Genomic DNA, 26,979 nt, shown 5'->3' with positions numbered 1-26,979 from the left:
CCGGTCACGGCCCGTGAGCAGGACCAACGGCACGTCTCGACCCGTCGCCGCCATCTGTGAAGGAGTTCTCGGTCATGACGAACATCGTCAACCACTGGATCGGCGGCAAGACCGCCGAAGGCGCCTCGGGCACGTACGGGCCGGTGACGAACCCGGCGACCGGCGCGGTCACCACCAAGGTCGCCTTCGCCTCCGTCGACGAGGTGGACGCCGCGGTCGCCGCCGCCAAGGAGGCGTACCTGACCTGGGGCCGGTCCTCGCTGGCGCAGCGCACCTCGGTCCTCTTCAGGTTCCGGGCGCTGCTGGACGCGCACCGTGACGAGGTCGCCGGGCTGATCACCGCCGAGCACGGCAAGGTGCACTCCGACGCGCTCGGCGAGGTCGCGCGCGGCCTGGAGATCGTCGACCTGGCCTGCGGCATCAACGTGCAGCTCAAGGGCGAGCTGTCCACCGAGGTCGCCACCCGCGTCGACGTGGCCTCGATCCGGCAGCCGCTCGGCGTGGTCGCCGGCATCACGCCGTTCAACTTCCCGGCGATGGTGCCGCTGTGGATGTTCCCGATCGCCATCGCCTGCGGCAACACCTTCGTGCTCAAGCCGAGCGAGAAGGACCCGTCGGCCGCCGTCAGGATCGCCGAGCTGCTCTCCGAGGCCGGTCTGCCGGACGGCGTCTTCAACGTCGTGCACGGCGACAAGGTGGCCGTGGACCGCCTCCTGGAGCACCCGGACGTCAAGGCCGTCTCCTTCGTCGGCTCGACCCCGATCGCCCGCTACATCCACACCACGGCCTCCGCGAACGGCAAGCGCGTCCAGGCGCTGGGCGGCGCCAAGAACCACATGCTGGTGCTGCCGGACGCCGACCTGGACGCGGCGGCCGACGCGGCGGTGAGCGCGGCCTACGGCTCGGCCGGCGAGCGCTGCATGGCGATCTCCGCGGTCGTCGCCGTCGGTGCGATCGGCGACGAACTGGTCGAGAGGATCCGCGAGCGCGCCGAGAAGATCAAGATCGGCCCGGGCGACGACCCGACGTCCGAGATGGGCCCGCTGATCACCAAGGCGCACCGCGACAAGGTGGCGTCCTACGTCGAGGGCGCGGCGGCCGAGGGCTGCGAGGTCGTCCTGGACGGCACCGGCCACACGGTCGACGGCCACGAGGACGGCCACTGGATCGGCATCTCCCTGCTGGACCGGGTGCCGGCCACGGCGAAGGCCTACCAGGACGAGATCTTCGGCCCGGTCCTGTGCGTGCTGCGCGCCGAGACGTACGAGGAGGGCGTGGCCCTCATCAACGCCTCCCCCTTCGGCAACGGCACCGCGATCTTCACCCGGGACGGCGGCGCGGCCCGCCGCTTCCAGCTGGAGGTCGAGGCCGGCATGGTCGGCGTCAATGTCCCGATCCCGGTCCCCGTCGGCTACCACTCCTTCGGCGGCTGGAAGGACTCGCTCTTCGGCGACCACCACGTCTACGGCAACGACGGCACGCACTTCTACACCCGCGGCAAGGTCGTCACCACCCGCTGGCCGGACCCGGCCGACGCCCCGGCGGGCGTGGACCTGGGCTTCCCGCGCAACCACTGAGACGCACGGTGCCTCCGTCCCCCACGCGGGGGACGGAGGCACCGTCGGCGCGGTCTCAGCCCTGCTGCGTCCCGGCGTCCTTCACTTCTTCCGCGAGGTCCCCGGTCTGTCCGGCGGGCGGGGCCACGATCTCCTTCACGGCGCCGAACCCGCCGAAGTCCGTGGTGACCTCCATGCTGCCGAAATCCTGCTGCAGGCGCACCGCACCGGGCCCCACCGACAGCGTCCGGACACCGGAAAGCGGCACTTTTTTTGCCCCGCTCCCTACGGTTCCCGCACGCCTCAAAGAGGCTCTGCCGGAAGGAACCTGATGCGTTTTCCGGAAGCCGAGCCGAGATCGGCCAACGGATTCCGTAGGTAAACACCCATTGACGTGCTGGTTTTCGTCGGTATTCCATCTGGCGTCGGGAGCGGACGAGAACCACGTACGACCAAGCCGCCGGAGGCGATAGCGCTCCCGTTCGAACCACACCGCACGAGTCGATCGGAACCGCTCCATGACCGACACGCTCCGCCCCGTCGAGACCGCCGCAGCGGCGTCCCCGGACCTCCCGGCCCCCGGGGAGTCCCGGACGCTCAAGCGATCCATCGGGGTCGTAGGCGGCACCCTCCTGACGCTCTCGTGCGTGACTCCGGCATCCACGCTGTTCGTGGTCGTCCCCGACCTGTTCGGCTCGCTCGGCACCGCCACCGCCCTGACCATCGCCATCGGCTCCCTGCTCTGCGTCGCCGTGGCGTTCTGCTACTCCGAGCTGGGCACCCTCATCCCCAGCGCGGGCGGCGAGTACGCCATGGTGTCGACGATGGCCGGACGCCTGGCGGGCTGGCTGGTCTTCGTGCTGTCCCTGCTGGTTGTCATGATCGTGCCGCCGGTGATCGCGATGGGCACGGCCGACTACCTCGAACCGATCGTGCACCTCGACCCGTCCCTGGCGGGCGCCGGCGTCATGGTGCTCGCCACCCTCGCCGGCCTGCTCGACCTGCGCGCCAACGCCTGGATCACCGGCGTCTTCCTGGTCCTGGAGGTCATCGCCGCGGCCGTCGTCGCGGTGCTGGGCTTCACCCACAGCGAGCGCGGCCTGGACAGCCTCGCCTCCATGGAGGTGGCCGGCGCGGACGGCGGCGCGGACCCCGTGACGGGCATGCTGGTCGTCTCCGGACTCGCCATCGCCCTGTTCGTCACCCAGGGCTTCTCCACCGCCGTCTACCTCTCCGAGGAACTGGAGGACCCGCGCCGCAACGTCGCCCGCACGGTCCTCGCCACGCTCGGCATCTCCGCCGTGATCCTCCTGGTCCCGGTCGTCGCCATCACCCTCGGCGCCTCCGACCTCGCGGAGCTGACCGGCGGCGACCTCGGCGCCATGGTCACCGCCTGGTCCAACTCCGCCGTCGGCACCTTCGTCAGCCTCTGCGTGGCCCTCGCCATCATCAACGCCGGCATCGTCATGGTCATCCAGAACTCGCGCGTCCTGTTCGCCTCCGCCCGCGACAAGGCCTGGCCCGCGCCGGTCAACACGCTCTTCGCCAAGCTCGGCCGGTTCGGCTCCCCCTGGGTCGCCACCCTCGCCGTCGGTGTGCCCGGCGCCGTGATGTGCTTCGTCGACCTCGACACCCTGTACGGCGTCACGGGCGTCTCCGTCACCGGCATGTACCTGCTCGTCGCGGTCGCCGCGCTGCTCGCCCGGCGCGGTTCCCACCGGCACGCGCCCGCGTGGCGGATGCCCCTGTGGCCCGCGATGCCCCTCCTGCTGATCGTCGTCCTCGCCTACATCCTGACCCAGCAGGAGACCGTCCACCTGCTGTGGACCGGCGGCATCACCGCCGTCGCCACCCTGTACTGGGCCCTGTACCTGCGCCCGCGCCGTGACACGCGCTGGCTGGTGACCGTCCCGGAGGACACCCGGCAGCCCGCCGAGGCGTGAGCGTCCGGCCGCGGACCTCGCTGCCGCACCCGCCGCCCCTACCGCGCCCGTGGTACGCCGCACCGGTGCCGTACTTCCGTGGGAGGGGCGGAGGTTCAGCCCCGGGGCTGCCCCCGCTGTCGGCGGCGGCCCGTACCGTTGACGCATGGATCTTCGACTGCCCCACGTGCGAGGGCTGCTCCGGGGACCGCGGCGGATGCTCTCCGCCGCGGCCGCCGTCGTCGTACTCGCCGGCGTGGGGACATGGACGGCCGTCGCCGGCGACGACCCGCCCCCGGTGCACCGCGCCGACCGGATCATGGCCGTGGGCGACGGAGTGCGCCTGGACACCTCGTACTTCACCGCGGGCTCCGGCGGACGTCGCCCGGCCGTCCTGCTCGCGCACGGCTTCGGCGGCAGCAAGGCCGACGTCCGGAAGCAGGCCGAGAGCCTCGCCCGGGACGGGTACGCGGTGCTGACCTGGTCGGCGCGAGGCTTCGGCGAGTCCACCGGGAAGATCGGGCTGAACGCCCCGGACGGCGAGGTCGCCGACGTGTCCCGGCTGATCGACTGGCTGGCCGGGCAGCCGCAGGTCCGGCTGGACGAGAAGGGCGACCCGCGCGTGGGCGTGGCCGGCGGCTCCTACGGCGGCGCGGTCGCGCTGCTGGCCGCCGGGCACGACCGCCGGGTGGACGCGATCGCCCCCGCCATCACGTACTGGAACCTCTCGGACGCCCTCTTCCCGAACGGCGTCCTCAAGAAGCTGTGGGCCGGCCTCTTCGTCAACATGGGCGGCGGCTGCGACCGGTTCGAGGACCAGCTCTGCCGGATGTACCAGCGGGTCGCCGAGTCCGGGCAGCCGGACCAGCAGGCCGTGGAACTCCTCGACGAACGCAGCCCGCAGGCCGTCGGCGAGCGCATCGACGTGCCCACGCTGCTGATGCAGGGCCAGACCGACTCCCTCTTCCCGCTCGGCCACGCCGACCAGGCCGCGCGGGCGATCCGTGCGGGCGGCGCCCCGGTGGCCGTCGACTGGATCGCGGGCGGCCACGACGGCGGCGACCGGGAGACCGACCGGGTCCAGGCCCGCGTCGGAGCGTGGTTCGACCGTTATCTGAAGGGCGACGAATCGGCCGGCACCGGCCCCGCCTTCCGCGTCAGCCGCACCGTCGGCACCGGCAGCGGAGACGGCGAGCCCCGGCTGGAGGGCGTGAGCGCCGACTCCTACCCCGGCCTGGGGAGCAAGCTCCGTCCGGTCGAACTGCGCGGACGCGAGCAGAGCTTCGACAACCCGGCCGGCGCCGCCCCGCCCGCCGTCTCCGCCCTGCCCGGTATCGGCGGCTCGGGCGGGCTCTCCCAGCTCTCCTCGCTCGGCATCGGCGTCTCCCTGGACTTCCCCGGCCAGCACGCCGCGTTCGAGTCGGCGCCCGTCCGGGAGGACCTCCGGATCACCGGCTCGCCGACCGCGACCGTCCACGTGAAGTCCACCAAGGACGACGCCGTGCTCTTCGCCAAGGTGTACGACGTCGGCCCCGGCGGCACCCAGCCGGTGCTCCCCTCCCAACTCGTCACGCCCGTCCGGGTCACGGACGTCGGCGGCGGCAGGGACGTGAAGATCACCCTGCCGGCCGTCGACCACGAGGTGAAGAGCGGCCACCGGCTGCGCCTGGTCCTGTCCTCCACCGACCTGGGCTACGCCTCCCCGACCGCCCCCGCCACGTACACCGTCTCCCTCAAGGGCGACCTGGAGGTCCCGACGGCCCTCGGCGACACCGGCCCGGCGGCCGGGCTGCCCGCCTGGGTCTGGTGGGCGCCCCTCGCGGGAGCGGCGGTGGCCGCGGCCCTGCTGCTGACCGCCCGCCGCCGCACCACCGCGCCGCCCCCCGACCCCGCGCTGGCCGGTGTACCGCTCCAGATCACCGACCTGACCAAGCGGTACGCCAAGTCCACCGACCGGTACGCCGTGCGGGACCTGTCCTTCCGGGTGGAGCAGGGCCAGGTCCTCGGCCTGCTCGGGCCGAACGGCGCCGGCAAGACGACGACCCTGCGCATGCTGATGGGCCTGATCACACCGGACGGCGGCGAGATCCGCGTCTTCGGCCACGCCATCGCGCCCGGCGCCCCGGTGCTCTCCCGCGTCGGCGCGTTCGTGGAGGGCGCGGGCTTCCTGCCGCACCTGTCCGGCCGCGAGAACCTGGAGCTGTACTGGAAGGCCACCGGCCGCCCGCCCGAGGACGCCCACCTCGACGAGGCCCTGGAGATCGCCGGCCTCGGCGACGCGCTCGCCCGCGCGGTGCGCACCTACTCCCAGGGCATGCGCCAGCGCCTCGCCATCGCCCAGGCCATGCTGGGCCTGCCCGACCTGCTGATACTGGACGAGCCGACCAACGGCCTGGACCCGCCGCAGATCCGCGAGATGCGCGAGGTGATGATCCGCTACGCGGCGGCCGGCCGCACGGTGATCGTCTCCAGCCACCTGCTGGCCGAGGTCGAGCAGACCTGCACCCACCTGGTGGTCATGGACCACGGCAGGCTCGTCCAGGCCGGCCCGGTCGGCGAGATCGTCGGCTCCGGCGACACCCTGCTGGTGGGCACCTCCGCGCGCGTGGACACGCCGCTCGTCGAGAAGGTCGCCGCCCTGCCGGGCATCGCCTCGGCGACCGCCACCGACGGCGGCCTGCTGGTCCGGCTCGACGCCCAGGGCACCGCACGGGACCTGATCGCCGAACTCGTACGCCTGGACGTGCCCGTGGAGTCGGTGGGCCCCCACCGGCGCCTCGAGGACGCCTTCCTCACCCTGATCGGAGAACCGGCATGAGCACGCTGGCCGAACGCGCCGCGCCCGCCGGCCCCCAGGAGGTCGCCGAGGGCTACCGCGCGGGCCGCACACTGCCCGTCCGGGTCGAGCTGGTCCGGCAGCTGAAGAGGCGGCGCACCCTCGTCACGGGCGGCATCCTGTTCGCCCTGCCGTTCGTCCTGCTCGTCGCCTTCCGCGTCGGCGGCGAGCCGGGCGGCGCGAGCAACCAGGTCAGCCTCATGGACTCGGCCACCGCGTCGGGCGCCAACTTCGCCGCGGTCAACCTCTTCGCCTCCGCGGGCTTCCTCCTAGTCGTGCCCGTCGCCCTGTTCTTCGGGGACACGGTCGCCTCGGAGGCCGGCTGGTCGTCCCTGCGCTACCTGCTGGCGGCACCCGTACCCCGCGCCCGCCTGCTCTGGTCCAAGCTGGTCGTCGCCCTCATCCTCAGCCTGGCCGCGATCGTCCTGCTGCCGCTGACCGCGCTGGCTGTGGGCACGGCCGCCTACGGCTGGGGGCCACTGGAGCTGCCCACCGGCGGCAGCCTGGCCGGCGGCACCGCGGCCGAGCGCCTGGCCATCACGGTGGCGTACGTCTTCGTCTCGCAACTGGTCACCGCCGCCCTGGCGTTCTGGCTGTCCACCAAGACGGACGCGCCGCTCGGCGCGGTCGGCGGCGCGGTCGGCCTGACCATCATCGGGAACGTCCTGGACGAGGTGACCGCCCTCGGCGGCTGGCGCGACTTCCTGCCCGCGCACTGGCAGTACGCCTGGCTCGACACCGTCCGGCCCGAGATGGACTGGACCCGCCTGCTCCAGGGCGCGTCGCTGTCGGTGACGTACGCGCTCGTGCTGTTCGCCCTGGCCTTCCGGGGGTTCGCGGGCAAGGACGTCGTGTCCTAGTTCCAGGGGTGACGGGATGCCGCCGAGGTCACCGGAGGATCACCCACCGGTCTCGGCGGCCCGCCGCCGTGCCCACTTCGAGACGCACCCGTGACGCCCCGTGCCGCACGTTCCGCCCCGCCGCGCCGTCACAGTCACGTACACCGGCGTCAACGGAACCAGGGGGCACGGACGATGAAGCGGTACCGGACACGAAGGCCGATCGGCGCGCTGCTCGCGCTCACGGCGGCGGGCGGCCTGCTGCTCACCGGCTGTCAGGGCGGGGACGACACGGATCAGGGCGCGAAGGACGCCGCGGCCGACTCCCGGGGCGGCTCGGCCGCGCCGCCCGCGCCCGACCGCCCCCGCGGCGAGGGCGAACAGCGCTACGACGGCGGCACGACCACCGGCGGGACGGGGGAGACGGGGCAGACCGGGGACTCCCGCGATGTCGCCCCCGCCCCCGACCACCTCTCCACCTTCGCCCTCGACGTCGACACCGCCTCCTACGGCTACGCCCGCCGCACCCTCGCCGAGGGCCGGCTGCCCGACCCGTCGACGGTCCGCCCCGAGGAGTTCGTCAACAGCTTCCGCCAGGACTACGGCCGCCCCGACGGCGACGGCTTCACGGTGACCGTGGACGGCGCCCGCACCGACGCGGAGGACTGGTCGCTGGTACGCGTCGGCCTGGCCACGCGGAGTGCCGAGCGGGAGGACGAACGCCCGCCCGCCGCCCTGACGTTCGTCATCGACGTCTCCGGGTCCATGGCCGAACCCGGCCGGCTCGACCTCGCCAGGGAATCCCTCGGCACGATGACCGACCGCCTCCGTGACGACGACTCGGTCGCGCTCGTCACCTTCAGCGACGAGGCCGAGACCGTACTGCCCATGACCCGGCTCGGCGACCGCCGCGGCCGCGTCCACGACGCGATCGACAGCCTGGAGCCCGCCGAGTCCACCAACCTCGGCGCGGGCGTCGAGACCGGCTACGCGACTGCCGTCGAGGGCCGCCGGGAGGACGCCACCAACCGCGTCGTCCTCGTCTCCGACGCCCTCGCCAACACCGGCGACACCGACGCGGACGCCATCCTCGAACGCATCGCGGACGCCCGCCGCGAGCACGGCATCACCCTCTTCGGCGTCGGCGTCGGCAGCGACTACGGCGACGCCCTGATGGAACGCCTCGCCGGCAAGGGCGACGGCCACACCACGTACGTGTCGACCACCGAGGACGCCCGCGAGGTCTTCTGCGAGCAGCTCCCGCGCCACATCGAGCTGACCGCCCGCGACGCCAAGGCCCAGGTCGCCTTCGACCCGGAGACGGTCGCCGAGTTCCGCCTCGTCGGCTACGACAACCGCCGGGTCGCCGACGACGACTTCCGCGACGACCGCGTCGACGGCGGCGAGGTCGGCCCCGGCCACACCGTCACCGCCCTGTACGCCGTCCGCACCCGGCCCGGCGCCGACGGCCACCTCGCCACGGCCACCGTCCGCTGGCTCGACCCCCGCACCCGGGCCCCGCACGAGGAGTCCGGCGCCGTGGAGACCGACACCCTCGACGGCTCCCTCTGGGACGCGGACGACGACTCCGTCCGGGGCGCGGACCGCGGCCTGCGGGTCGCGGCCACCGCCGCCTACTTCGCCGACGCGCTGCGCGCCCCGTACGACGGTGACGGCTCCCTGCCCGGCGCACCGCGCCTGGGCGAACTCGCCGAACGCGCCGGCGCGCTGGCCGACCGCACGGAGGACCCGGAGATCGGGCAGCTCGCCGAGGCGGTCCGGCAGGCGGACCGGCTGACCTGAGCACCCGCCAACCAGTTACGCATCAGTAAGTTTACTTCCAAGTAAGTAGCGGGAAGAGGCAGCGCGACACCACTTTGATCCGCGACCGGGAGCCGACATGGGCGTACGCAGGGACCTGAAACGGGCGAGGAGGCGCGGAGACCTGGTCTCCCGCGCCCGGACCGAGACCGTCCGGGACGAGCACGGCACCGTCCGCGAGGCCCGCACCGCGCCCCTGGCGTCCCGCCCCACCACGGGCAGCACCGCCGACATCCCGTTCACCAACGCGGCCGAGGCCCCCGACGCGGTGGTCCTGCGCCGTGAGGTGAACGGCGTCTGGCGGCCCGTCACCGCCGCGGAGTTCGCCCGCGAGGTGACCGCCGTGGCCAAGGGCCTGATCGCCGCCGGCCTGGAACCCGGCGGGCGGGTCGCCGTCATGTCCCGCACCCGCTACGAGTGGACGGTCCTGGACTTCGCGATCTGGGCGGCCGGAGGCCGGACCGTCCCCGTCTACGCCACGTCCTCCGCCGACCAGGTCGAGTGGATCGTCCGCGACTCCGGTGCCCGCCACGTCGTCACCGAGACCGCCGCCGACACCGCCACCGTCCTGACCGGCACCGCCGCCCACCCCGAGCGCCCGCGCGTCTGGGAACTCGACGCCGGTGCGCTCACCGACCTCACCGCCCTCGGCCTGGGCGTGAGCGACGAGGAGGTCACCGAGCGCCGCACCGCCCTGACCCCGGACTCGGTGGCGACCGTCTGCTACACCTCCGGCACCACAGGCCGCCCCAAGGGCTGCGTCCTCACCCACGCCAACCTGCACGCCGAGGCCGCCAACACGGTGGAACTGCTGCACCCGATCTTCAAGGAGGTCACCGGCCAGGCCGCTTCGACCCTCCTCTTCCTCCCGCTCGCCCACATCCTCGGCCGCACCATCCAGATCGCCTGCCTGCTGGCCCGCATCGAGATCGGCCACTTCCCGAGCATCAGGCCCGACGAGCTCCGTCCGGCGCTGAAGACGTTCCGCCCGACCTTCCTGGTCGGCGTGCCGTACCTCTTCGAGAAGATCCACGACACGGGCCGCGCCACCGCCGAGAAGATCGGCCGCGGCGCCTCCTTCGAGCGGGCCCACCGCCTCGCCGTCCGCTTCGGCGCCGCGCACCTGGAGCGGTTCCTCGGCCGCGGCAAGGGCCCCGGGCCCGGCCTGTGGGCCGGCTGGGCCCTGTACGACCTGCTGGTCTACCGACGCGTCCGGGCGGAACTGGGCGGCCGTGTGCGCTACGCCATCAGCGGCGGCTCCCCGCTCGGGAGCGACCTCAACCTGTTCTTCTACGCCGCCGGAATCATGGTCCACGAGGGCTACGGACTCACCGAGACCACCGCCGCCGCCACCATCGTGCCGCCGCTGGGGCCCCGCCCCGGCACCGTCGGCCCGCCGGTCCCCGGCACGGCCGTGCGCATCGCCGACGACGGCGAGGTGCTCGTCAAGGGCGGGATCGTCTTCGGCTCCTACCGGAACAACCCGCAGGCCACCGACGCCGCCCTCGCCGACGGCTGGTTCGCCACCGGCGACCTCGGCTCCCTCGACGCCGACGGCTACCTCACCATCACCGGCCGCAAGAAGGACCTCCTGGTCACCTCCGGCGGCAAGAACGTCTCGCCGGCCGTCCTGGAGGACCGCCTGCGCAGCCGCCCGCCCGTCGCGCAGTGCCTCGTCGTCGGCGACAACCGCCCCTTCGTCGCGGCCCTGGTCACCCTCGACCCGGACGCCGTCGCCCACTGGCTGTCGGTGCGGGGGCTGCCCGCCGGCACCCCGATGTCCGAGGTCGTACGGGACGAGCGGATGCGCGCCGACGTGCAGAAGGCCGTCGACCACGCCAACGCGGCCGTCTCCCGGGCCGAGGCGGTCCGCGCCTTCCGGATCGTGGAGGGCGAGTTCACCGAGGAGAACGGGCTGCTGACCCCGTCGCTCAAGGTGAAACGGCACGCGGCGGTGGCGGCGTACGCGGACCAGATCGAGGCGCTGTACGCGTCGGGCCGCTGACGTCGGGCCGCTGACCGGGGCGGCACACCTTTTCCGCCTCCGCCCCCCGCGGCCCTCCGCGTGCCGTGCGGCATTCGGGTGAAATCGTCGGCGTTTCTCGTTTCTTCGTTTCTCCGGTCGTCGAATTCTCGTTGGCAGGCTGCAGGTCATGGTGCGAGCCGTCAACTCTGGGCTCGCGCGATTTCCGCGGTCGTTCACGTATGACCGCGGAGAAGGGAGAGTTCATGAAGAAGAACGTTGCTGCCGTCGGCTCCCCGGGGGCCCTCTCCGGCAACGCGGTCCAGGTTCCCGTGCGCATTCCCGCCAACCTGCGCGGCAACACCAACAACGTCGTGGGCCTGCTGAACGAGGCGTCCGACAACGTGTGCGTGAACGGCTGACGTCGTTTTGCACCAGCCGACCGGCTGCGTCACGGCCGGCCCGGGCCAACTCGTTTGGTTCAGGGCCGGCTTTCCTCCTTTTCGCAGCCGTTGTGCAGTTCATCCTTCAGTCATCTCTTCAAGTAGGAAGACAACCAGAGTGCGACAGACCCTGAGCAGGGGGATGGTCGCGGCTGCCGCCGCGACGAGCATCCTGACCCTGTGCGGCAGCCCCGCCCTTGCCACCTCGTCCGCGGACGGGGCGGCCAAGAACTCGTCGGGCGCCGCGTCCGGCGACGCCGTCCAGACCCCGGCCGACGCGCCCGCGACCGTCTGCGGCGACACCGCCGACGGCGCCGGCCTGTTCGGCGCGGTCTCCGGCAACGACTGCGAGAACCACTCGGACGAGGAGGCCGACGGCTCCGGAACCCACCGCGCGCCGCACGGCGACGACGTCTCGGGTTACGGCTCGGACACGGACGGCGGACACGACGGGAATCTCGGCGAGGACGGCAAGGCCCTGTCCGGCCTGTTCGGGTCCCACGCGAGCGGCGAAGCCGAGGACTCGTCCGGCACCGGCTCCGGCAACAACGCCAAGGCGGTGATCGAGATGCCGTTCGACTTCTGCGGCGAGACCGCCGGTGTGATCGCCGCGCTCAACCCCGTCTTCGGCGACCTCTGCGACCACGAGACCCCGGGCGGCTACGGCGAGGACGACACGCCTCAGACCACTCCGCCCGTCGAGGAGGAGAAGCCGCCCGTCAAGGAGGAGAAGCCGCCGGCCGAGGAGGAGAAGACCCCGCCGGCCCACGAGGAGAAGACCCCGCCGCACACGGGCAAGGAGCAGCCGCCCGTCCTGGCCGAGACCGGCAGCGAGGTCGCGCTGGGCACCGCGGCCGCCGGCGCCGCGCTGATGGCGGGCGGTGCGATCCTGTACCGCCGGGGCCGGGCCGCCTACCGCCGCTGACCCCGGGCCTCGCCCGTTTCCACCGCCCCCGGCCGACCCCCCTCGGTCTGCCGGGGGCGTCGTGGTGCCCGGTTGCTGGTGCCGGTGCCGGTGCCGGTGCTGGTGGTGTTGGTGGCGTGGCGGCGGTGGCGGGACGGCACCCGCCCGCGACCGTCCCGCCGGGCGGCCCGTCAGTGGCTGCCCGCCCTCTCGTCGTCCGGGCGGTCGGCACGGTCGGTGGCGGGAACGGTCGCCTGGCGGACCACGCGGGCCCGGGCCGGCCCCCCGGCACCCGGGCGCCGGCTCCTCGGGTGCAGGCGGTGCAGCAGCCGGGTGGTCACATGCCGGCCCCACAGGGTCCACAGGGCCCGGCCGGGGGCCCGGTCGTCCGCGGCGTGCCAGGCCAGTTCTCGTCCGTCGGGGGCCGGACGCAGGGCGCTCAGCGGCGCGTAGTTCTCCACCACGAACGTCCGCCCCGGCCGCGCCGCCCCCTCCGGCAGCGGGCGGCCGGTCAGGTCCAGGTGCAGGGCCCGTACGACGTCCAGCCCGGCGGTGTCGGTGAAGAGCCGGAACTGGGCGCCCGGACGGGGGTTGAAGTCGAGCAGGTGATAGCGGCCCGTCGTACCGCAGCGACGGAAGTCGAGGTCGAAGATGCCCCGGTAGCCCAGCTCCCCGGTGATCCGCTCGGCGAGCGCCCGCACCTGGGGGTTCGGCGTCCAGCGGCCGACCGCCGTCAGCCCGGCGCCGCGCGGTCTGGCGCGCGTCTTGCGGCCGGCACCGCCGGCCCGGACCGCGCCCGAGCGGTCGGCGTACCCGTGGAAGAACCAGTCGCGGTCCGTGCCCGGCGGCAGGAAGGCCTGGAGCAGCAGCCGGCTGCCCGCCTCGTCGGCCCGGCGGTACAGCTCCCCGGCCTCCCGCGCCGAGTGCACCAGCACGGTGCTGCGCAGTCCGCTGCCCGGGGGCACCAGCCACGGCCGGCTCCACTTCGCCACCAACGGCAGCCCCAGCCGCCAGGCGGCACGCGCGGCCTCGGCCGGGCCCTCCGGAACCAGCGTCTCGGGGTGCGGGACGCCCAGGGACGCGCACACGCCGGCCAGTTCCGCCTTGTCGGCCACCCGCTCGGTCAGCGCGCCGGGCAGGTCGGGCAGCAGATAGGCGGGCGCCGGCTCCGTACGCATCCGCCCCACCGCGACGGCGCTCGCGTCGTCCATCGGGATCAGCACGGCGGGACGTGCGATCCGCGCGGCGACGCGGCGCAGGACCGCCGCGATGTCGGCGGGCGACGCGCCGGGCGGCGGGGGAGTGTGCAGCCGGCTCACATAACGGGAGACACCCAGTGGGCTCCGAGCGCAGTCGGCGACCACGTGCACGTCCACCCCCGCGCGGCCGAGCGAACGCACGGCTCCCAGTGTTCCGTGGTGAAAGGGATTCCGGTCGATCCGCAGCAGTACGGCGGGGACGCGGGTGTCGAACAGCGACACGGGGAACTTCCTTCGTATTCGTTTCGGGTCACCGAAGCGGTCGATCGGCACACTCGAAAGCCGTAATGGCGGTGGCGTGATGGCATTTCATATGACTGAGTGTCAGTAGCTATTCGACGAGAAAGAGGAAAGAGGCCGGCATGGTCGTACGGCAGTCACGGGCCCGGTCCAGGCGGCGGCCGGCATGCGTAGCGGCGGCGGCGATCGCGGCGGCGGCGCTCCTGGCGGCCGGCCCGGGTGTCGCCGCCGGTGGACCGGTCACACCTCCGGCACCCCCGCCCGCCCCCGGTGCCCTGCCGGGAACCGCCGCGGGGGCTGCCCCGGGAACTGCCGCGGGGGCTGCCCCGGGAACTGCCGCGGGGGCCGCTGCCGGCGTCGCCCCCGCGTTCGGCGCGTACCTGGACTACGGCCCGCGCGGCGTGGTCCGGATGGAGCGGCTCAGCCACTGGCTGGGCGGCGCCGAACTGCGCGTCGGCCACACCTACCTGCCCGGTGACCGCTGGAGCAACATCGAGGGCGCCCCCGGCTTCCTCGACGTGTGGGCCGACTGGCGCACCAGCGAGCCCGACCGGACGCTCGTCCTCAACGTGCCCATGATGGAGCGCAACGAGGAGGGCGTCGGCGACGACGAGGTGCGCGAGCTCCTGCGCCGGGGCGCCGCCGGGCACTTCGACCACCACTTCAGGGCCCTCGCCGAACGGCTGGTCGAACTGAACGTGCCGGACACGGTCCTGGTGCTCGGCTGGGAGATGAACGGAGTCACCTACACCCACCGCTGCGGGCCCGACCCGGAGGCCTGGAAGACGTACTGGAACAGGATCGTCACCACCATGCGGGCGGTGCCGGGCCAGAAGTTCAGGTTCGACTTCGCCCCGAGCCGCGGCCGGGACGCCGTCCCCTGGACCCGGTGCTATCCGGGGGACGCCACGGTCGACATCATCGGCATGGATTCGTACGACCAGCCGCGCGGAATGACGTTCGACGAACAGGTGAGGGAACCGTACGGACTCCAGGCGCACGTGGATTTCGCCAGGGCCCACAAAAAGCCCATCTCCTATCCCGAATGGGGGCTCTTCCGCAACGGCGACAACGCCGAGTACATGCGGCGCATGCTCGCCTGGATGGACCAGCACAAGCCCGTGTACAACACGGTCACCGACTACTGCCCGCACGGCGTGTGGCAGTGCGACGACAATCCCCGGTCCACCGCGGTCTACCGGTCCGTGCTCTTCGGCCGCGCCGAGGAGCCGGCCCCCACCGTCCCGGTGCCGACCACGCCCACCGCACCCACCATGCCGCCCGTGCCGGCGGTGCCGTCCGCCACACCCGAGCCCTCGGCCGACTGCTCGCCGCTGGAGCTCGGCGACTGGGTCGAGTACTGGCTCGGCGGGAAGCTGTGCATGCGTCTCGCCTGGTTCTCGCGCGACGAGTAGCGGCTCGCGGTGGCGGCGGGGCCGGTCAGGTTCTGCCGCCACCACCGGACTCCTTCCGTTCCCGCCGGCGGTTCAGCAGCTCCTTGCCCCACCGCCGCGCGGCGACGTCGCACAGGGCCGCCGACAGCAGCGGGGCCGTGCGCCGGCGGGCCAGCAGCAGCCGCTGGTTCCACGCCGGCTCCGGGCGCCAGTGGTGCTTGTACGGCTCGTTGCCCCGCAGCAGGCTCAGCGTGCCGCGCTCCGGGGCGCGGGTGTGCTCGGCGCACGCGCCCAGCAGCATCACCGCCACGTCCGCCTTCCGCTCCCGCAGCCGGGGATGGGCGCCGTACAGGTAGCCGCCCGCCAGCCGCCGCGACAGCAGCGTCACGTCCACGGCCACCACCTCGTCGTCCATCCGGAACTCGGTGACCACCGCGTCCCCGGAACGCACCATCGGCCCCACCGCCCGCACCAGGTGCTCGCTGAACCGCGTCCGCAGGTGCTCACCGGTCACCTGCCGTCCCTGCCACTGCAGCCGGTGCAGCTCCAGCAGCCTGCGCAGCGCCGCGTCCACCTCGCCGGGGAGGACGGCCCGGCTGCTGACGCCGAGCGCGTCCAGCCGGCGCAGCTTGGCGCGCACCCGCTGCTGGGCCTTGGCCGAGGGCAGCCGGGTGATCAGCTCGTCCATCGGGAGGGCGGGCAGTTCCAGGCAGAGCGAGCCGGGCACCCGGCGCCGGGGTCCGCGCCAGTGGTCGTAGACCCGTTCGGCGGCGGCGCCCGGCCGTACCTCGCGCAGGTCGATCAGCGCGGTGCGGGCCGCCGCGGACAGGCCCTCGGTGAGCGCGGCCACCGCGTCCGGTCCGCGCTCGTCGTCCAGGAGGACGTCCCCGTAGTCGGAGATCGCCCCGCCCAGCGGCACCAGTGCCGGCACCGGACGCCGTACGAGCGTCAGCGGCGCGGCGGCTACCAGTTCGCGGCCGTCGCGGACCAGCAGCAGCCGCAGCCGGCCCCGCCCGCCGTACGACCGCCACCACGAGTGCAGCCAGGCGTGGCTCTGGAACGGCGTCGCGGCGGCGCACCGGCGGTACAGCCGCCCCCAGTCCGCCGCCAGCTCGGCGAAGCCGCGTTCGTCGGTGACCAGCTCGGTCGTGTACGTCGCCGGGGGCGGCGTCCGGCCCGCCTGCGGGTGCGCGCCCGGACACGTCGTCGGATGCGTTGCCGGACACGTCGTCGGGGACGTCGTCGGGGACGCCGGGGGGTACGTCACAGCTGTCCGCGGACGTCGGCCGCCGAGGCGGGTCCGGGTACGGCCGTCGCCGTGCGGCCGGGTCCCCGCGCGGCCCGGCGGGGCCGGACCAGCAGCGCCAGCCCGCCGAGCAGACCGCCCGCGCTCGCGCCCACCAGCCCCGTCACGGCGGGTGAGGCCGAGGACGCCTCGGTGGGCGCGGTGGCGCGCGCGAACTGCCGCAGCTCCACGTGGGTGTCGTCGGCGGAGGTCTCCGCGTGCCGGGTCAGTGCGCGGGAGACCGCGTTGGCCATGTCGGCCGCGTCGCCGGGCCGGGAGGAGGTGGCCGTCACCGAGACCATCGGCGCGTCCGGGGAGGTGGCCGTGCGGACGCTCTCCTTCAGCGTCGCCACGGGAACGCCCGCCCACATCTGCGCGTCCCCCAGTACCGCGAGCTGCGTGGCGACCCGGCCGTAGGCCTGCGCGAAGCCCAGCGCGGACGCCGGGTCGGACTCGTCGGTGGGGACGGCGACGACGTAACTGGTGGCTGTGTACTGCGGGACGGTGACCAGGCCGTAGCCGGCGCCGAGGAGTCCGCCGGCGAGGGCACCGGCCGCGAGCGCGGCCCCGGACGGGAGAGTCCGCGTCCGGGTCCGGACGCGGCGCAGGGCGGTGCGTGCGCGGGCCGGACGGGTGGGCCGGCCGGCGGGGATCGCGGCCGCCGGGTCGGCCGGTGGCCGGGTGAGGGGCTCGGTCATGCGGAACTCACTCCCTGGGATGCCGGGGACGACGGGTGCGTGAGGGTGGTCGCGTACACGCCCATCAGCTGGGCGGCGCTGCGGGTGACGCAGTAGTGGCGGGCGGCCTCGGGCACGGTGCGCGGGCCGGGGCCCGGACCGGCGGCCGCGCGGACCTCGGCGAGGGCGCGGGCGAACTCCTCCTCGCCGCCCCTGACCTGCCGGGCCGTGGGCGCGGCCGCCGGGGGCAGGTCCTCGATCGCCGGGCAGGAGGCGTACAGCACGGGCAGCCCGCAGGCCAGGCCCTCCACGGCCGCCAGGCCGAAGGCCTCCTCCGGCGACGGCGAGGCCAGGACGTCCATCGCGGAGGCGAGCGACGGCAGGTCGGGGCCCGGCGAGCCGTCGCCGGCGTAGGGGCGTTCGCCGGTGAGCAGGACCCGGTCGGCGACCTGGGCCTCGTGGGCGGTGCGGCGCAGGGCGTGTTCCTCGGGGCCGCCGCCGACCAGCAGCAGCCAGCAGTCGTCCGGCAGCCGGGCCAGGGCGCGGACCAGTACGTCGAACCGTTTGCCCTCGGTCAGCCGGCCGACGCCGCCGACGACGTACGCGCCTTCGGGCAGGCCGAGGCGGCGGCGGGTGCGCAGGCGGGCGACCGGGTCGAAGCGGAAACGGGCCAGGTCGATGCCGTTGGGGACGACCTCGATGCGGGGCGCGGGCACGCCCCAGCGCCGCAGCCGGCCGGCGACGGTGGGGGAGACGGCGACCGTGGCGCTGCCCAGCCGCTCCCCGGCCAGATACAGGGCGCGGACGCCCCGGGTGAGCGGACGGCCCTCCATCTGGGAGTCGCCGAGGGAGTGTTCGGTGGCGACGACGGCGCGGACGCCGGCCAGGCGGGCGGCGAGCCGGCCGTAGAGGCAGGCGCGGTAGAGGTGGGTGTGCACGAGGTCGTAGCCGCCGGTGCGGACGATCCGGGTCAGACGGGGCAGTGCGGCCAGGTCGCGGTTGCCGGTCATGCCGAGGTGGACGACCTTGACGCCGTCGGCCAGCAGCCCGTCGGCGACCGGGCCCGGGTTGGTGAGGGTCACGACGTCGCAGTCGACGGGGAGGTGGCGCAGCAGCAGCCGCAGTTGCTGTTCGGCGCCGCCCACGCCGAGGCCGGTGATGATGTGCAGGGCCTTCACTTCACACCCCCGTCGCGCAACGGCGGCGCAGGCGGTGCAGCCGGGTCTTCAGCAGCAGGCGTACGGTCGTGTCCCGCTGGCCGACGTGCACACGGGGCAGGGCGTGCGGGCCGGTCAGCGGGCCGGGGTCGATCGCGCAGCCGTAGGCGTATCCGGCTGCCCGTACGGCGTCGGCGGCGCGGGCGTCGACCGTGCCGTACGGGTAGCAGAAGCCGCTGACCGGAGCACTGATCAACTCCGAGAGCAGTGATCTGCTGTCGGCGGTCTCGGCCTTCAGCGCGGTGTCGTCCGCCTTCGTGAGGTCGACGTGGGTGAGCCCGTGCGAGCCGATCTCGATGCCCTCGGCGGCGGCGTACCGGATGCCGTCGGCGGTCAGCAGCGGCTTGCGCGGGCCCAGCGGGTCCCAGGCGTTGTCGCCGCCGAGCCGGCCCGGCAGTACGAAGAGGGTGGCCCCGCAGCCCCAGTGGCGCAGGCGGGGCAGCGCGTGCTCGATGAAGTCGGCGTACCCGTCGTCGAAGGTCAGCCCCACCAGATCGCGGCCACCGCCCCGGGCCCGGGCGGCCAGCAGCTCGGCGACCGACACCCCGCGCAGCCCGCGTCGCCGCAGCCAGCCGAGCTGCGCGTCCAGCCGGTCGGGCGTGACCGTGATGCGGTACGGGTCGTCCGAACAGTCGCCGACCGAGTGGTACATCGCGATCCAGGGGACGACGCCGGGGCGTGTGCGTGGGTCGGTGCGTGGGTCGGTGCGGGTGCGGGTGCGGGTGCGGGTGCCGGGGTGCGTGCGGGCGTCAGCGGAATCTACGGAATCGGGCGCGGGCGCGGGGACGGGGGCGGAGGCGGGGACGGGGGCGGAGGCGGATGCGGCCATGGGGGAGCCTTTGTGTGACGGAGCGGACGAAATCGAGGGCCGGCGCGACGCCTTGGACGCGCAGGACCCGGCCGAGCAGGACGAAGACGCCGACGACGGTCGCCACGCCGGCGGCGAGGGAGGCGGCCGGAGAACCGGCAGGAGCGGCGAAGCGGTCGGCGACCAGCGCGCCCGCGACGGTCGCCACGGCCGCCGCCACCACCGGCCTGCCCAGGTCGCCGAGGACGCGCCGGACGCGGACCGGGACGCTGCGCGGGCCCATCCCGGCGATCAGCAAGGCGGCGGTGACGGTGATGCCGGCGGCGTTGGCGGCGGCGATGCCGGTCACACCCCACGGGCCGACCGCGCACGCGCCGACGCCGGCGGTGGCGGCGATGCCGACGGCCATCGCGCCGAGCGGGTACCAGCTGGCGCGGCCCGCCGAGAAGTAGGAGCGGGCCAGCGCGCCCACCACGGTCTGCCCGAGCAGCCCGAGGGCGTACACGCGCATGACGCTCGCGGTCGCCGCCGTGTCGGCCGCCGTGAAGGCGCCGCGCTGGAAGAGGAGCCCGGCCAGCTGCGGCGCGCAGGCGACGACCGCGGCCGCGCCCAGCAGCACCAGGCCGGCCGCCAGCGCCACGTCCCGCTCGACGCGGTCGCGGGCCCGTTCGGTGTCGCCGTCGGCCATCGCCCGGGCCACCACCGGGAAGGTGACCGTGCACAGCATCAGCGACAGCGTCATCGGGATCTGGGCCACCTTCTGCGCGTAGTTCAGGTGCGAGATGGCGCCGGAGGGGAGCCCGGAGGCGAGGAAGCGCTCGATGAGGACCTGGGACTGCCGGCACAGGGCGAAGAGCAGGACGGTCGTGAACAGGGCGAGGGCCAGCGGACGGGCCTCTTCCCCGACGGCCGACGGCTGCTCGCCGCCGTCCCGGCGGCGCAGCTGCCGCAGCAGTGACGGCAACTGCGCCGCCACCATCAGGAAGCCGCCCGCCGCGACCCCGACCGCCGCCGAGCGCACCCCCCAGCGCCCGCCGAACAGGAACATCGCGGTGATGATGCCGGTGTTGTAGGCGACGTAGATCGCCGCCGGCGCCAGGAACCGGCGGTGCGCCCGCAGGGCGGCGCTGCAGTACCCGGCCAGCCCGAAGCTGACGACGCAGGTGGCGGTGAGCCGGGTGCAGTCCACGGCGAGGGCGTGGTCGGGCAGCCCCGGCGCCAGGGCCCCGACCAACTGGGGTGCGCAGGCGACGACCAGCGCGCCGACCGCGACGAAGGCAGGCGCCAGCCGGGGCAGGGTCGAGGCGACCAGTGCGCGGACCGGGTCGCCGGGGGCGCCCCGCGCGCGGCGGGCCAGGGCCAGGCTGAACATCGGGACCAGTGCGAAGGCCAGCCCGTCCTCGATCAGCAGCGTCGCCGCGAACTCCGGCACCGTCCACGCCACGAGAAAGGCGTCCGTCTCGCTGCCGGCCCCGAACAGCCGGGCCAGCGCCTGGTCCCGGGCCAGTCCGAGCACCGACCCGGCAACCGACAGTACGGCCGTGAGCAGCGCGGCCCGGGCGAGGAAGCCCTGGGAGGACCGGCCCTCGGCGGCCGCCGCGGTGTCCGCGGGCGGCGCGACGGCCCGGGCCGGGGGGACGGACGCCCCGCCCGCCGAGGGAAGCCGGGTCGCCTTCACCGCGCCGGCACCTCCTCCGCTCCGGACCCGTGACCGGACCCGGAGTCAGCGTCGTGCCCGGACCCGGAGTCAGTGCCGTGCCCGGCCCCGGAGTCAGTGCCGGAGCCGGCCCCGGAATCGGCGCCGTAACCGGTCCCGGACCCGAGCGCCCACCACGCCGCCAGCCCGAGACACACCGCCGTCAGCACGGTCGAGGGCCCACCGATGTCGGCGTACGCGAAGTCGGTCAGCTGCCACACCAGCAGCCCGCAGGCGACCAGGGCGCAGTCCGGCGCTCCGGGCCGCGCGGAACGCCGGACCGCACGGAGCCTGCGCAGCCCCAGGACGAGCAGCGCCAGCCAGCTCCCCGCGAGCGCCAGCAGCCCGAGCAGCCCCTGTTCGGCCAGGACCAGCAGGTACATGTTGTGCGGGGACAGCAGCGGCTGCCTGCGGTATCCGGCACCGGCGCCGTCGGTCTCGCTGCCCGAGGACAGCGCCAGCGACGCGTGTCCGTCCCGGTGTTCGGGGAAACCCTTCAGGCCCGTGCCGGTCAGCGGCCGCTCGCGCCACATGCCGGCCGCCGCCGCCCACATCGTGTAGCGGTCGGTCACCGACTGGTCGGGCGCGTCGGTGACCTGCGTGATGCTGCCGACCCGCTCCTGGAGCATCGCCGTACCCACCCCGAACCCGCCCACCAGCACCACCCCCGCCGCGACCACGGCAGCCCCCACCGTGAGCGCCCTGCGCACCCCGGCGAGCAGCAGCTGCGCCGCGCACGTCACCGCCGTGGCGATCCACGCCCCGCGGCTGAAGGACAGGGCGAGCGGCAGCAGCAGGGCGAGCGCGCACCCGGCGGCGAGCGCGCGCTGACGTACGGACGGCGTGAACGGTGTCGACGGCGTGGAGGACGCCGATGGTGTGGAGGGCGTGGAGGACGCCGATGGTGTCGACGGCGTGGACGGCGTGGAGGACATCGATGGTGTCGAGGGCGTGGACGGCGTGGAGGACATCGATGGTGCCGATGGAGTGGAGGGCGTCGATGGACCGGATGTCCCCGGATGCCGCCCCAGCGCCAGCCCGACCGCGCAGACGAGCCCCAGGGAGACCACGGTGGCCATCCCCATCACGTCCTGCGGCCCGAAGGTGCCCACGGCCCGGATCTGCTCGCCCTGGTACGAGGCACCGGTCCCGGTGACGTACTGGTGTACGCCGACCGCCCCCTGCCACACCGCCAGCCCCACCATCGACCAGGCGAGCAGCCGTACGTCGTCCCGGCCGCGGATCAGCAGCAGCACGGCGGCGGGGACGAGGACGAAGACCTGGAGGTAGCGGCCGAGCCCGGTGAGCCCGGCCCCCGGCGACACCGCGCCCATGGCGGCGACAGCCAGCCCGAGCACGGGCAGGCCCAGCACCACGGCCGCCGTGCGGGACAGGGGGCGCCGCCGGTCCCGTACCAGGCGCAGCGCGCAGTACAGCACCACCAGCGCGGAGACCGCGTCGGCCGGGTGCGCGCCGCCCACGCCGCCCGGTGCGACCGGCAGGGCGAGCAGCGCGACGACCGCGGCCACGGCCAGCACGGGCGGCAGCCGCCGTACGCGCGCGGCGGACCACCGGGGCAGGGCCTGGGACACCTCGCTCAGCTCCCGGTGGGGCGCACGAGCGCGACGGCCGTGCGCAGCAGGATGCAGACGTCCTGCCACAGGGACCAGTCGTCGATGTAGGCGTTGTCGAAGCGGGCCCGGTCCTCGATGGAGGTGTCGCCGCGCAGCCCGTTGATCTGGGCCAGGCCCGTGATGCCGGCCGGGGCCCGGTGACGGGCGGCGTAACCGGGATAGGTCCGGCTGAACTGCGTCACGAAGTAGGGCCGTTCCGGGCGGGGTCCGACCAGGCTCATGTCGCCCCGGAAGACGTTCCACAGCTGGAGCAGTTCGTCGAGGGACGTGCGGCGCAGGAAGCGGCAGAACCACGGCATCCGCCGTTCGTCCGCCACGCTCCACCGGGTCGCCGACTCGTGCTCGTCGGCCGGGCGGTGGGTCCGGAACTTCAGCAGCGTGAACGGCCTGCCGTCCATGCCGACGCGCTCCTGCCGGAACAGTACGCCGGGGCCGCCGACGACCCTGAGCACCGCCGCACACGCCACGAGCACCGGGCTCAGCAGCAGCAACAGCGCTCCGGACACCGTCACGTCCAGCACCCGCTTGCCGGCCCTGCCCGGCCGCCGCGCGCCCGGGTCCGGACACCGGAAGGAGAACCCGGCGATCCGGTCCCGGCCCGGGTACGCGGGGGTGTCCGCGTCGACCTCCCACACCACGCAGCCGGACTCGGCCAGCGCCCGCAGCAGCGGCCCCTGCCGGGACGGTACGGAAGGGTGCACGGCCAGTACGTGCCGTACGCCGTTCTGCACGACCGCCCGCCGCACCTCCTCTCCCGTGGTCAGCTCGGGCAGGCCGGTGGTGCCGCCCGGGTCGTCGGTGACGATCCCGACGGGGCGCACCCCGCAGCGCGGATGGCGCAGCACCGCCGAGGCCACGCGCTGCGCGGTCACGGCGGGGCCGACGACGAGGGCCGGGTGCGGGTGGTTCAGCAGCGCGGTACGCCGCCGCCGGTGCACGACACCCCGGCCGGCGCAGCCCGTCGCCGCGTGCAGCAGGAAACCGAGGAGCAGCGTGCGGGCGGACAACGCGTGCGGTGGGGCGTACGCCGCGACGAGCGCCGCCAGCGCCAGCCAGACCACCGCGATCCGGCCGCACAGGGCGGGCAGGTCGTCCAGCAGGCCCGGCAGCCGTCTGCGCGGGCGCGGTCGCAGCAGCAGCGCGGCGGCGACCAGCAGGGCCGCGAGCAGCGGTTGGTGCGGGACGCCGGTCAGGACCAGCGGGCCCGGCAGCGCGGCCGCCGTGCCGTCCGCGACGAGCAGGGGCAGCGGGGAGTCCGGCCGCGGTGCGGGGCGCCCGGCGGAAAACCGGAGGCCCGCGGCGCCGGCCCGCGGCGGCAGTACGGAGACGGGGGACGAAGAGCCCGGGTCGCCCGGCCGGCCGGCGGGGGCGGGGACGGTGCTTTCCGCGGTCATGGGTGCGTGGACTCCCTGTACTCGATGGGCACGACGGACGACCGCCCCACGGCCGCCGGCCGGTCGCCGGAGAGGTGGGGCGCCGTGGATGCCGGCCGGTGGCCGGGGAGGGGGCGCGGTCCGGCCGTCCGCCCGTCGCGGAGGAGGGCGCGGTACACCGCCGCGACGGCCCCGGCCGTGAGCCGTACGTCGTGCGTCGACAGGACGTGCGCACGCCCGCGGCGGCCGAGCGACGCACGCAGCGGAGCGTCGAGCAGCAGGCCGCTGACGGCGCCGGCCAGCGCCGTCGGATCCTCCGGCGGTACCAGGCAGTGCGGCGCGAGAGCGGGCGGCAGGCCCTCGCGGGCACCGTCCACGTCGGTCACCACCACGGGCCGTCCGCAGGCCATCGCCTCCAGCGGGGCCAGCGCCATGCCTTCCCAGCGGGAGGGCAGGACGACCAGGTCGGCGGCCCGGTACCAGGGGGCGGCGTCGGCGACGGCACCCGCGAACAGCACGGACGCCGCGGCGCTCGCACCCCCGTCGCCGAGGAATCCGTACGCCGAGGCACGCGCGGCGAGCCGGGCGTGCTCCGGTCCGTCACCGACCAGTACCAGGCGGGCTCCCGGCACGCGCGCGAGGACCGGCCCCCACGCAGCCAGCAGGACGTCCTGCCCCTTCTGCCGGCACAGCCGGCCCACGCAGACCACCAGCGGGCTGTGCGGGCCGGCGCCGGCCCGCAGCCGCGCCGGCTCCGCGTCCTTCGCGCCGCCCCGGCCTCCGACGGCGTCGTCGCGGAAGGCGGTGAGGTCGATGCCGTTCGGGATCACCGCCCACCGTCCGCGGATCCCGGCCCGCGCCCCTCGCAGCCGCTCCGCCTCGCTCACGCACACCGTCCGCGCCGCCCACCGCGTCCCCCACCGCTCCCAGCCGAGCGCGAGGGCCGCGGCGGGCCCTCCGACGGCCTCGAACGACCAGGCGTGCGGCTGGAAAACGGTCGGAACACGGCCTCGTACGGCGAGCCGGCCGGCGAGACCCGCCTTCGCGCTGTGCGCGTGCACCAGGTCGGGCCGCACGTCCGCGATCACGCCCGCGAGTCGCCGCACCTCCGGCACCAGCGGGGGGCCCGGTGACCGCGTCGCCGGCCAGTGCCGCACGTCGGCGCCCAGCGACCGGAGTCCGTCCGCGAGGGCCCCGTCGGGACAGGCGACCGTGACGCGCATCCCGGCGGCGACCTGAGCCCGTGTCAGGTCTTTGACGACTCGGGCGACCCCGCCGTCCACCGGCTGGGTGACGTGCAGAACCCGTGGCGGGGAGTCGGTCGGTGGCAGGTGCATACGCGTTTCCTCGCTCAGGGGAAATGCTCGGGGCGGGCGGGAACGCGTCTCACCGCAGGGCACCGGTCGCGACAAGGAGCTTCGGAGAGCCTTTCGGAGGGTGCCCTTGGCCGATGTCCCGCAGGGCTGCACGGGGTTGCGCCGGATGGTGTGGGACTCTAGCCGCTATCCGCGCCAATCCGGTGAAACCGGATGAGTGTGTTGGATCGGTGAATGTCGCCCTCCCCTGAGATCACTCGTTCGGCGGACGGCTCACGCCGGCGGCACGCGTCGGCGGCCGGTGCGCGTCGCCGCGCGGCGGCCGCCGCTCGGACGGCGGTGCGCTGCCCCGAATGGGGGGTGCGGGTGGCGACACGGCGCGCGGACCTTGACAGGGCGTCTCACCAGGTAGAACGCCGACACGGGGGAAATCGGGCCGACGCTCCCGGTCACCGCTCGGTTGCAGAGCGCCATGGGCGCTTCCACGGTGGGCACAACACCCGACGCACCACCGAAAGGAACCCCCATGCGTCTGTCCGCACGGCGAATCGCCACCTCCGCTCTCTGCGCCGGCCTGCTGATCGGCCTCTCCGGTCCGGCGGTGATGGCGGCCGACGGCGAATCGGTCCGGGAACACACCCGCGCGGCGTCCCAGGCCCCCCTCCCCGACACCGCGGAACTGCTGAACCAGGTCGGCAGTCTGGCCGGCCTCGGCGGAGTGATCACGCCGGTCACCGACCTGCTCAACGCCGTACTCCAGGCCGACGACGGCCGTCTGTCCACCGAGGAGGCGGACAAGCTCGCCGCCGCCGTGAAGGAGGCCCTCGCCAAGGCCGAGGGGGCGGACACGGACGCCGACGAGGTGGTGACCGCTCCGGGCACCACCACCCCCGGCACCACCACGCCGGGCACCACCACGCCGGCCCAGCCGCCGGCCGTGACCGCGCCCCAGACGCCGGTCACCCTGCCGGCGCCCGTCGCCGCGCAGAACAGTGACGGCACCGCGGCGGCGGCCGAGCTGACCGCCACCGCGAACGCTGCCCTGCAGGAGCAGATCGACGCCCTGCTCAAGGCGACCGTCTCCGGCACCGCCGCACAGGTGGGTCCGGCCATGGAGGAAGTGGTGACCGGCGTCGTCAACGTCGTCGCCGCCACGCTGGTCGGCAGCGGGCTGCCCGCCGCCGACCTGGCCGGGCTGCCCGCCCTGCCGAGCGCGCCGGAAGCCGCCGCGCCGGAAGCCGCGGTACCGGCGAACCCGCAGCCGGCGAACCCCTCCTGACGCCCGCACGGCGAACCGGGCCGTTGCGTCGCCCTTCCGGGGGCGGCGCAACGGCCTTCTCCGTTCCGGTGCCGGCGGTTCCCCGCACTCTGCGCAGTTCGATATCTCATATGTCTTCCGAGCACGGGGTTTCCACGCCCGACGGAGGTCGTTGGGCAGGGCGTCAGCATTTCCTCGGGCGACGTGAGTCGCCGAAGAAAGGAACACGATGAAGTCCCTCAAGGCCGTCGCTGTCGTTGCCGGGTCCCTGGTCATCGCCGGCTCCGCCGCGCCCGCGTTCGCCCACGGCACCGCCGACCACGCGCCCAGCAACCTCGACAGCGTCGTGAACGCGCTCACCGAGGACTCCACCGACGTGAAGCCGTCGAAGCGCCGGTCGAAGGCGCCCGACACCGAGAACAAGGACTCGGTGCTGCACGCCGTGAAGGACACGACCAAGCGGCTGAACTCCGGAAAGGGACTGCTCGGCGGCCTCCCGCTGGGCGGCTGACCCGCACGGCCCTGCGATCGGTGACCG

Annotated in this window: 19 protein-coding genes and 1 pseudogene; 11 read left to right on the top strand and 9 right to left on the bottom strand. The window is 74.5% G+C overall.

The window, feature by feature from the left end:
• Positions 1 to 74: 74 nt before the first annotated feature.
• The 8 genes and pseudogenes from mmsA to ACH4F2_RS01620 all read left to right on the top strand — a co-directional run bounded on the left by mmsA (position 75) and on the right by ACH4F2_RS01620 (position 12,305).
• On the top strand, positions 75 to 1,577 hold the full coding sequence (gene mmsA / locus ACH4F2_RS01655; protein WP_398130674.1) for a CoA-acylating methylmalonate-semialdehyde dehydrogenase: 1,503 nt from the start codon (positions 75 to 77) through the stop codon (positions 1,575 to 1,577).
• 497 nt (positions 1,578 to 2,074) lie between these two features.
• Positions 2,075 to 3,499, top strand: a complete 1,425-nt coding sequence (locus ACH4F2_RS01650; protein WP_398130673.1) for an APC family permease — start codon at positions 2,075 to 2,077, stop codon at positions 3,497 to 3,499.
• 145 nt (positions 3,500 to 3,644) lie between these two features.
• Complete coding sequence (locus tag ACH4F2_RS01645; RefSeq protein ID WP_398130672.1) at positions 3,645 to 6,296, top strand: alpha/beta fold hydrolase; 2,652 nt, start codon at positions 3,645 to 3,647, stop codon at positions 6,294 to 6,296.
• The gene (locus ACH4F2_RS01640; RefSeq protein WP_398130671.1) at positions 6,293 to 7,174 is read left to right on the top strand and encodes an ABC transporter permease; all 882 of its coding nucleotides are present in this window, start codon (positions 6,293 to 6,295) and stop codon (positions 7,172 to 7,174) included. Before ACH4F2_RS01645 ends, ACH4F2_RS01640 begins: the two co-directional genes overlap by 4 nt.
• Positions 7,175 to 7,348: 174 nt before the next feature.
• Positions 7,349 to 8,956, top strand: coding sequence for a von Willebrand factor type A domain-containing protein (locus ACH4F2_RS01635; protein WP_398130670.1), 1,608 nt, complete (start codon positions 7,349 to 7,351; stop codon positions 8,954 to 8,956).
• Between the two features lie 97 nt (positions 8,957 to 9,053).
• On the top strand, positions 9,054 to 10,979 hold the full coding sequence (locus tag ACH4F2_RS01630; RefSeq protein WP_398130669.1) for an AMP-dependent synthetase/ligase: 1,926 nt from the start codon (positions 9,054 to 9,056) through the stop codon (positions 10,977 to 10,979).
• A gap of 239 nt (positions 10,980 to 11,218) precedes the next feature.
• Positions 11,219 to 11,359, top strand: a pseudogene (locus ACH4F2_RS01625) (chaplin); the annotation flags it as partial.
• Positions 11,360 to 11,498: 139 nt separating this feature from the next.
• Complete coding sequence (locus ACH4F2_RS01620) at positions 11,499 to 12,305, top strand: chaplin (RefSeq protein WP_398130668.1); 807 nt, start codon at positions 11,499 to 11,501, stop codon at positions 12,303 to 12,305.
• 170 nt (positions 12,306 to 12,475) lie between these two features.
• Here the strand turns inward: ACH4F2_RS01620 and ACH4F2_RS01615 are convergent, their stop codons facing one another.
• Positions 12,476 to 13,765, bottom strand: coding sequence for an ATP-grasp domain-containing protein (locus ACH4F2_RS01615; protein ID WP_398130667.1), 1,290 nt, complete (start codon positions 13,763 to 13,765; stop codon positions 12,476 to 12,478).
• A gap of 140 nt (positions 13,766 to 13,905) precedes the next feature.
• On the opposite strand from ACH4F2_RS01615, the gene ACH4F2_RS01610 reads away from it, so the two are divergent.
• Positions 13,906 to 15,198: a glycoside hydrolase family 26 protein gene (locus ACH4F2_RS01610; protein ID WP_398130666.1), complete on the top strand. Its 1,293-nt coding sequence runs from the start codon at positions 13,906 to 13,908 to the stop codon at positions 15,196 to 15,198.
• A 25-nt stretch (positions 15,199 to 15,223) separates the two neighbouring features.
• Here the strand turns inward: ACH4F2_RS01610 and ACH4F2_RS01605 are convergent, their stop codons facing one another.
• From ACH4F2_RS01605 to ACH4F2_RS01570, 8 genes are all read right to left on the bottom strand, one after another.
• Positions 15,224 to 16,318, bottom strand: a complete 1,095-nt coding sequence (locus tag ACH4F2_RS01605) for a GNAT family N-acetyltransferase (RefSeq protein WP_398130891.1) — start codon at positions 16,316 to 16,318, stop codon at positions 15,224 to 15,226.
• 122 nt (positions 16,319 to 16,440) lie between these two features.
• The gene (locus ACH4F2_RS01600; RefSeq protein WP_398130665.1) at positions 16,441 to 17,160 is read right to left on the bottom strand and encodes a lipopolysaccharide biosynthesis protein; all 720 of its coding nucleotides are present in this window, start codon (positions 17,158 to 17,160) and stop codon (positions 16,441 to 16,443) included.
• The gene (locus tag ACH4F2_RS01595) at positions 17,157 to 18,317 is read right to left on the bottom strand and encodes a glycosyltransferase (protein WP_398130664.1); all 1,161 of its coding nucleotides are present in this window, start codon (positions 18,315 to 18,317) and stop codon (positions 17,157 to 17,159) included. Before ACH4F2_RS01595 ends, ACH4F2_RS01600 begins: the two co-directional genes overlap by 4 nt.
• A gap of 1 nt (position 18,318) precedes the next feature.
• A complete protein-coding gene (locus ACH4F2_RS01590; protein WP_398130663.1) occupies positions 18,319 to 19,008 on the bottom strand; it encodes a polysaccharide deacetylase family protein in 690 nt (229 codons plus the stop codon).
• 97 nt (positions 19,009 to 19,105) lie between these two features.
• Positions 19,106 to 20,842: a murein biosynthesis integral membrane protein MurJ gene (murJ, locus tag ACH4F2_RS01585; RefSeq protein ID WP_398130662.1), complete on the bottom strand. Its 1,737-nt coding sequence runs from the start codon at positions 20,840 to 20,842 to the stop codon at positions 19,106 to 19,108.
• The gene (locus ACH4F2_RS01580; protein ID WP_398130661.1) at positions 20,839 to 22,452 is read right to left on the bottom strand and encodes an O-antigen ligase family protein; all 1,614 of its coding nucleotides are present in this window, start codon (positions 22,450 to 22,452) and stop codon (positions 20,839 to 20,841) included. The genes murJ and ACH4F2_RS01580 overlap by 4 nt, the downstream gene beginning before the upstream one ends.
• A gap of 5 nt (positions 22,453 to 22,457) precedes the next feature.
• A complete protein-coding gene (locus tag ACH4F2_RS01575; protein WP_398130660.1) occupies positions 22,458 to 23,888 on the bottom strand; it encodes an exopolysaccharide biosynthesis polyprenyl glycosylphosphotransferase in 1,431 nt (476 codons plus the stop codon).
• Entirely contained in the window at positions 23,885 to 25,204 is a 1,320-nt protein-coding gene (locus ACH4F2_RS01570) for a glycosyltransferase (protein WP_398130659.1), read from the bottom strand. The genes ACH4F2_RS01575 and ACH4F2_RS01570 overlap by 4 nt, the downstream gene beginning before the upstream one ends.
• Before the next feature lie 505 nt (positions 25,205 to 25,709).
• Here ACH4F2_RS01570 and ACH4F2_RS01565 point away from each other — a divergent pair.
• Together ACH4F2_RS01565 and ACH4F2_RS01560 are read left to right on the top strand one after the other, a co-directional pair.
• On the top strand, positions 25,710 to 26,462 hold the full coding sequence (locus tag ACH4F2_RS01565) for a hypothetical protein (RefSeq protein ID WP_398130658.1): 753 nt from the start codon (positions 25,710 to 25,712) through the stop codon (positions 26,460 to 26,462).
• 208 nt (positions 26,463 to 26,670) lie between these two features.
• The gene (locus ACH4F2_RS01560; protein WP_398130657.1) at positions 26,671 to 26,952 is read left to right on the top strand and encodes a hypothetical protein; all 282 of its coding nucleotides are present in this window, start codon (positions 26,671 to 26,673) and stop codon (positions 26,950 to 26,952) included.
• Positions 26,953 to 26,979 lie beyond the last annotated feature (27 nt).

Origin of the sequence: Streptomyces sp. NPDC017890 (genome assembly GCF_044328675.1) — a bacterium.
Lineage (GTDB): Bacteria > Actinomycetota > Actinomycetes > Streptomycetales > Streptomycetaceae > Streptomyces.
This window is presented reverse-complemented; position numbering and strand designations above follow the sequence as displayed.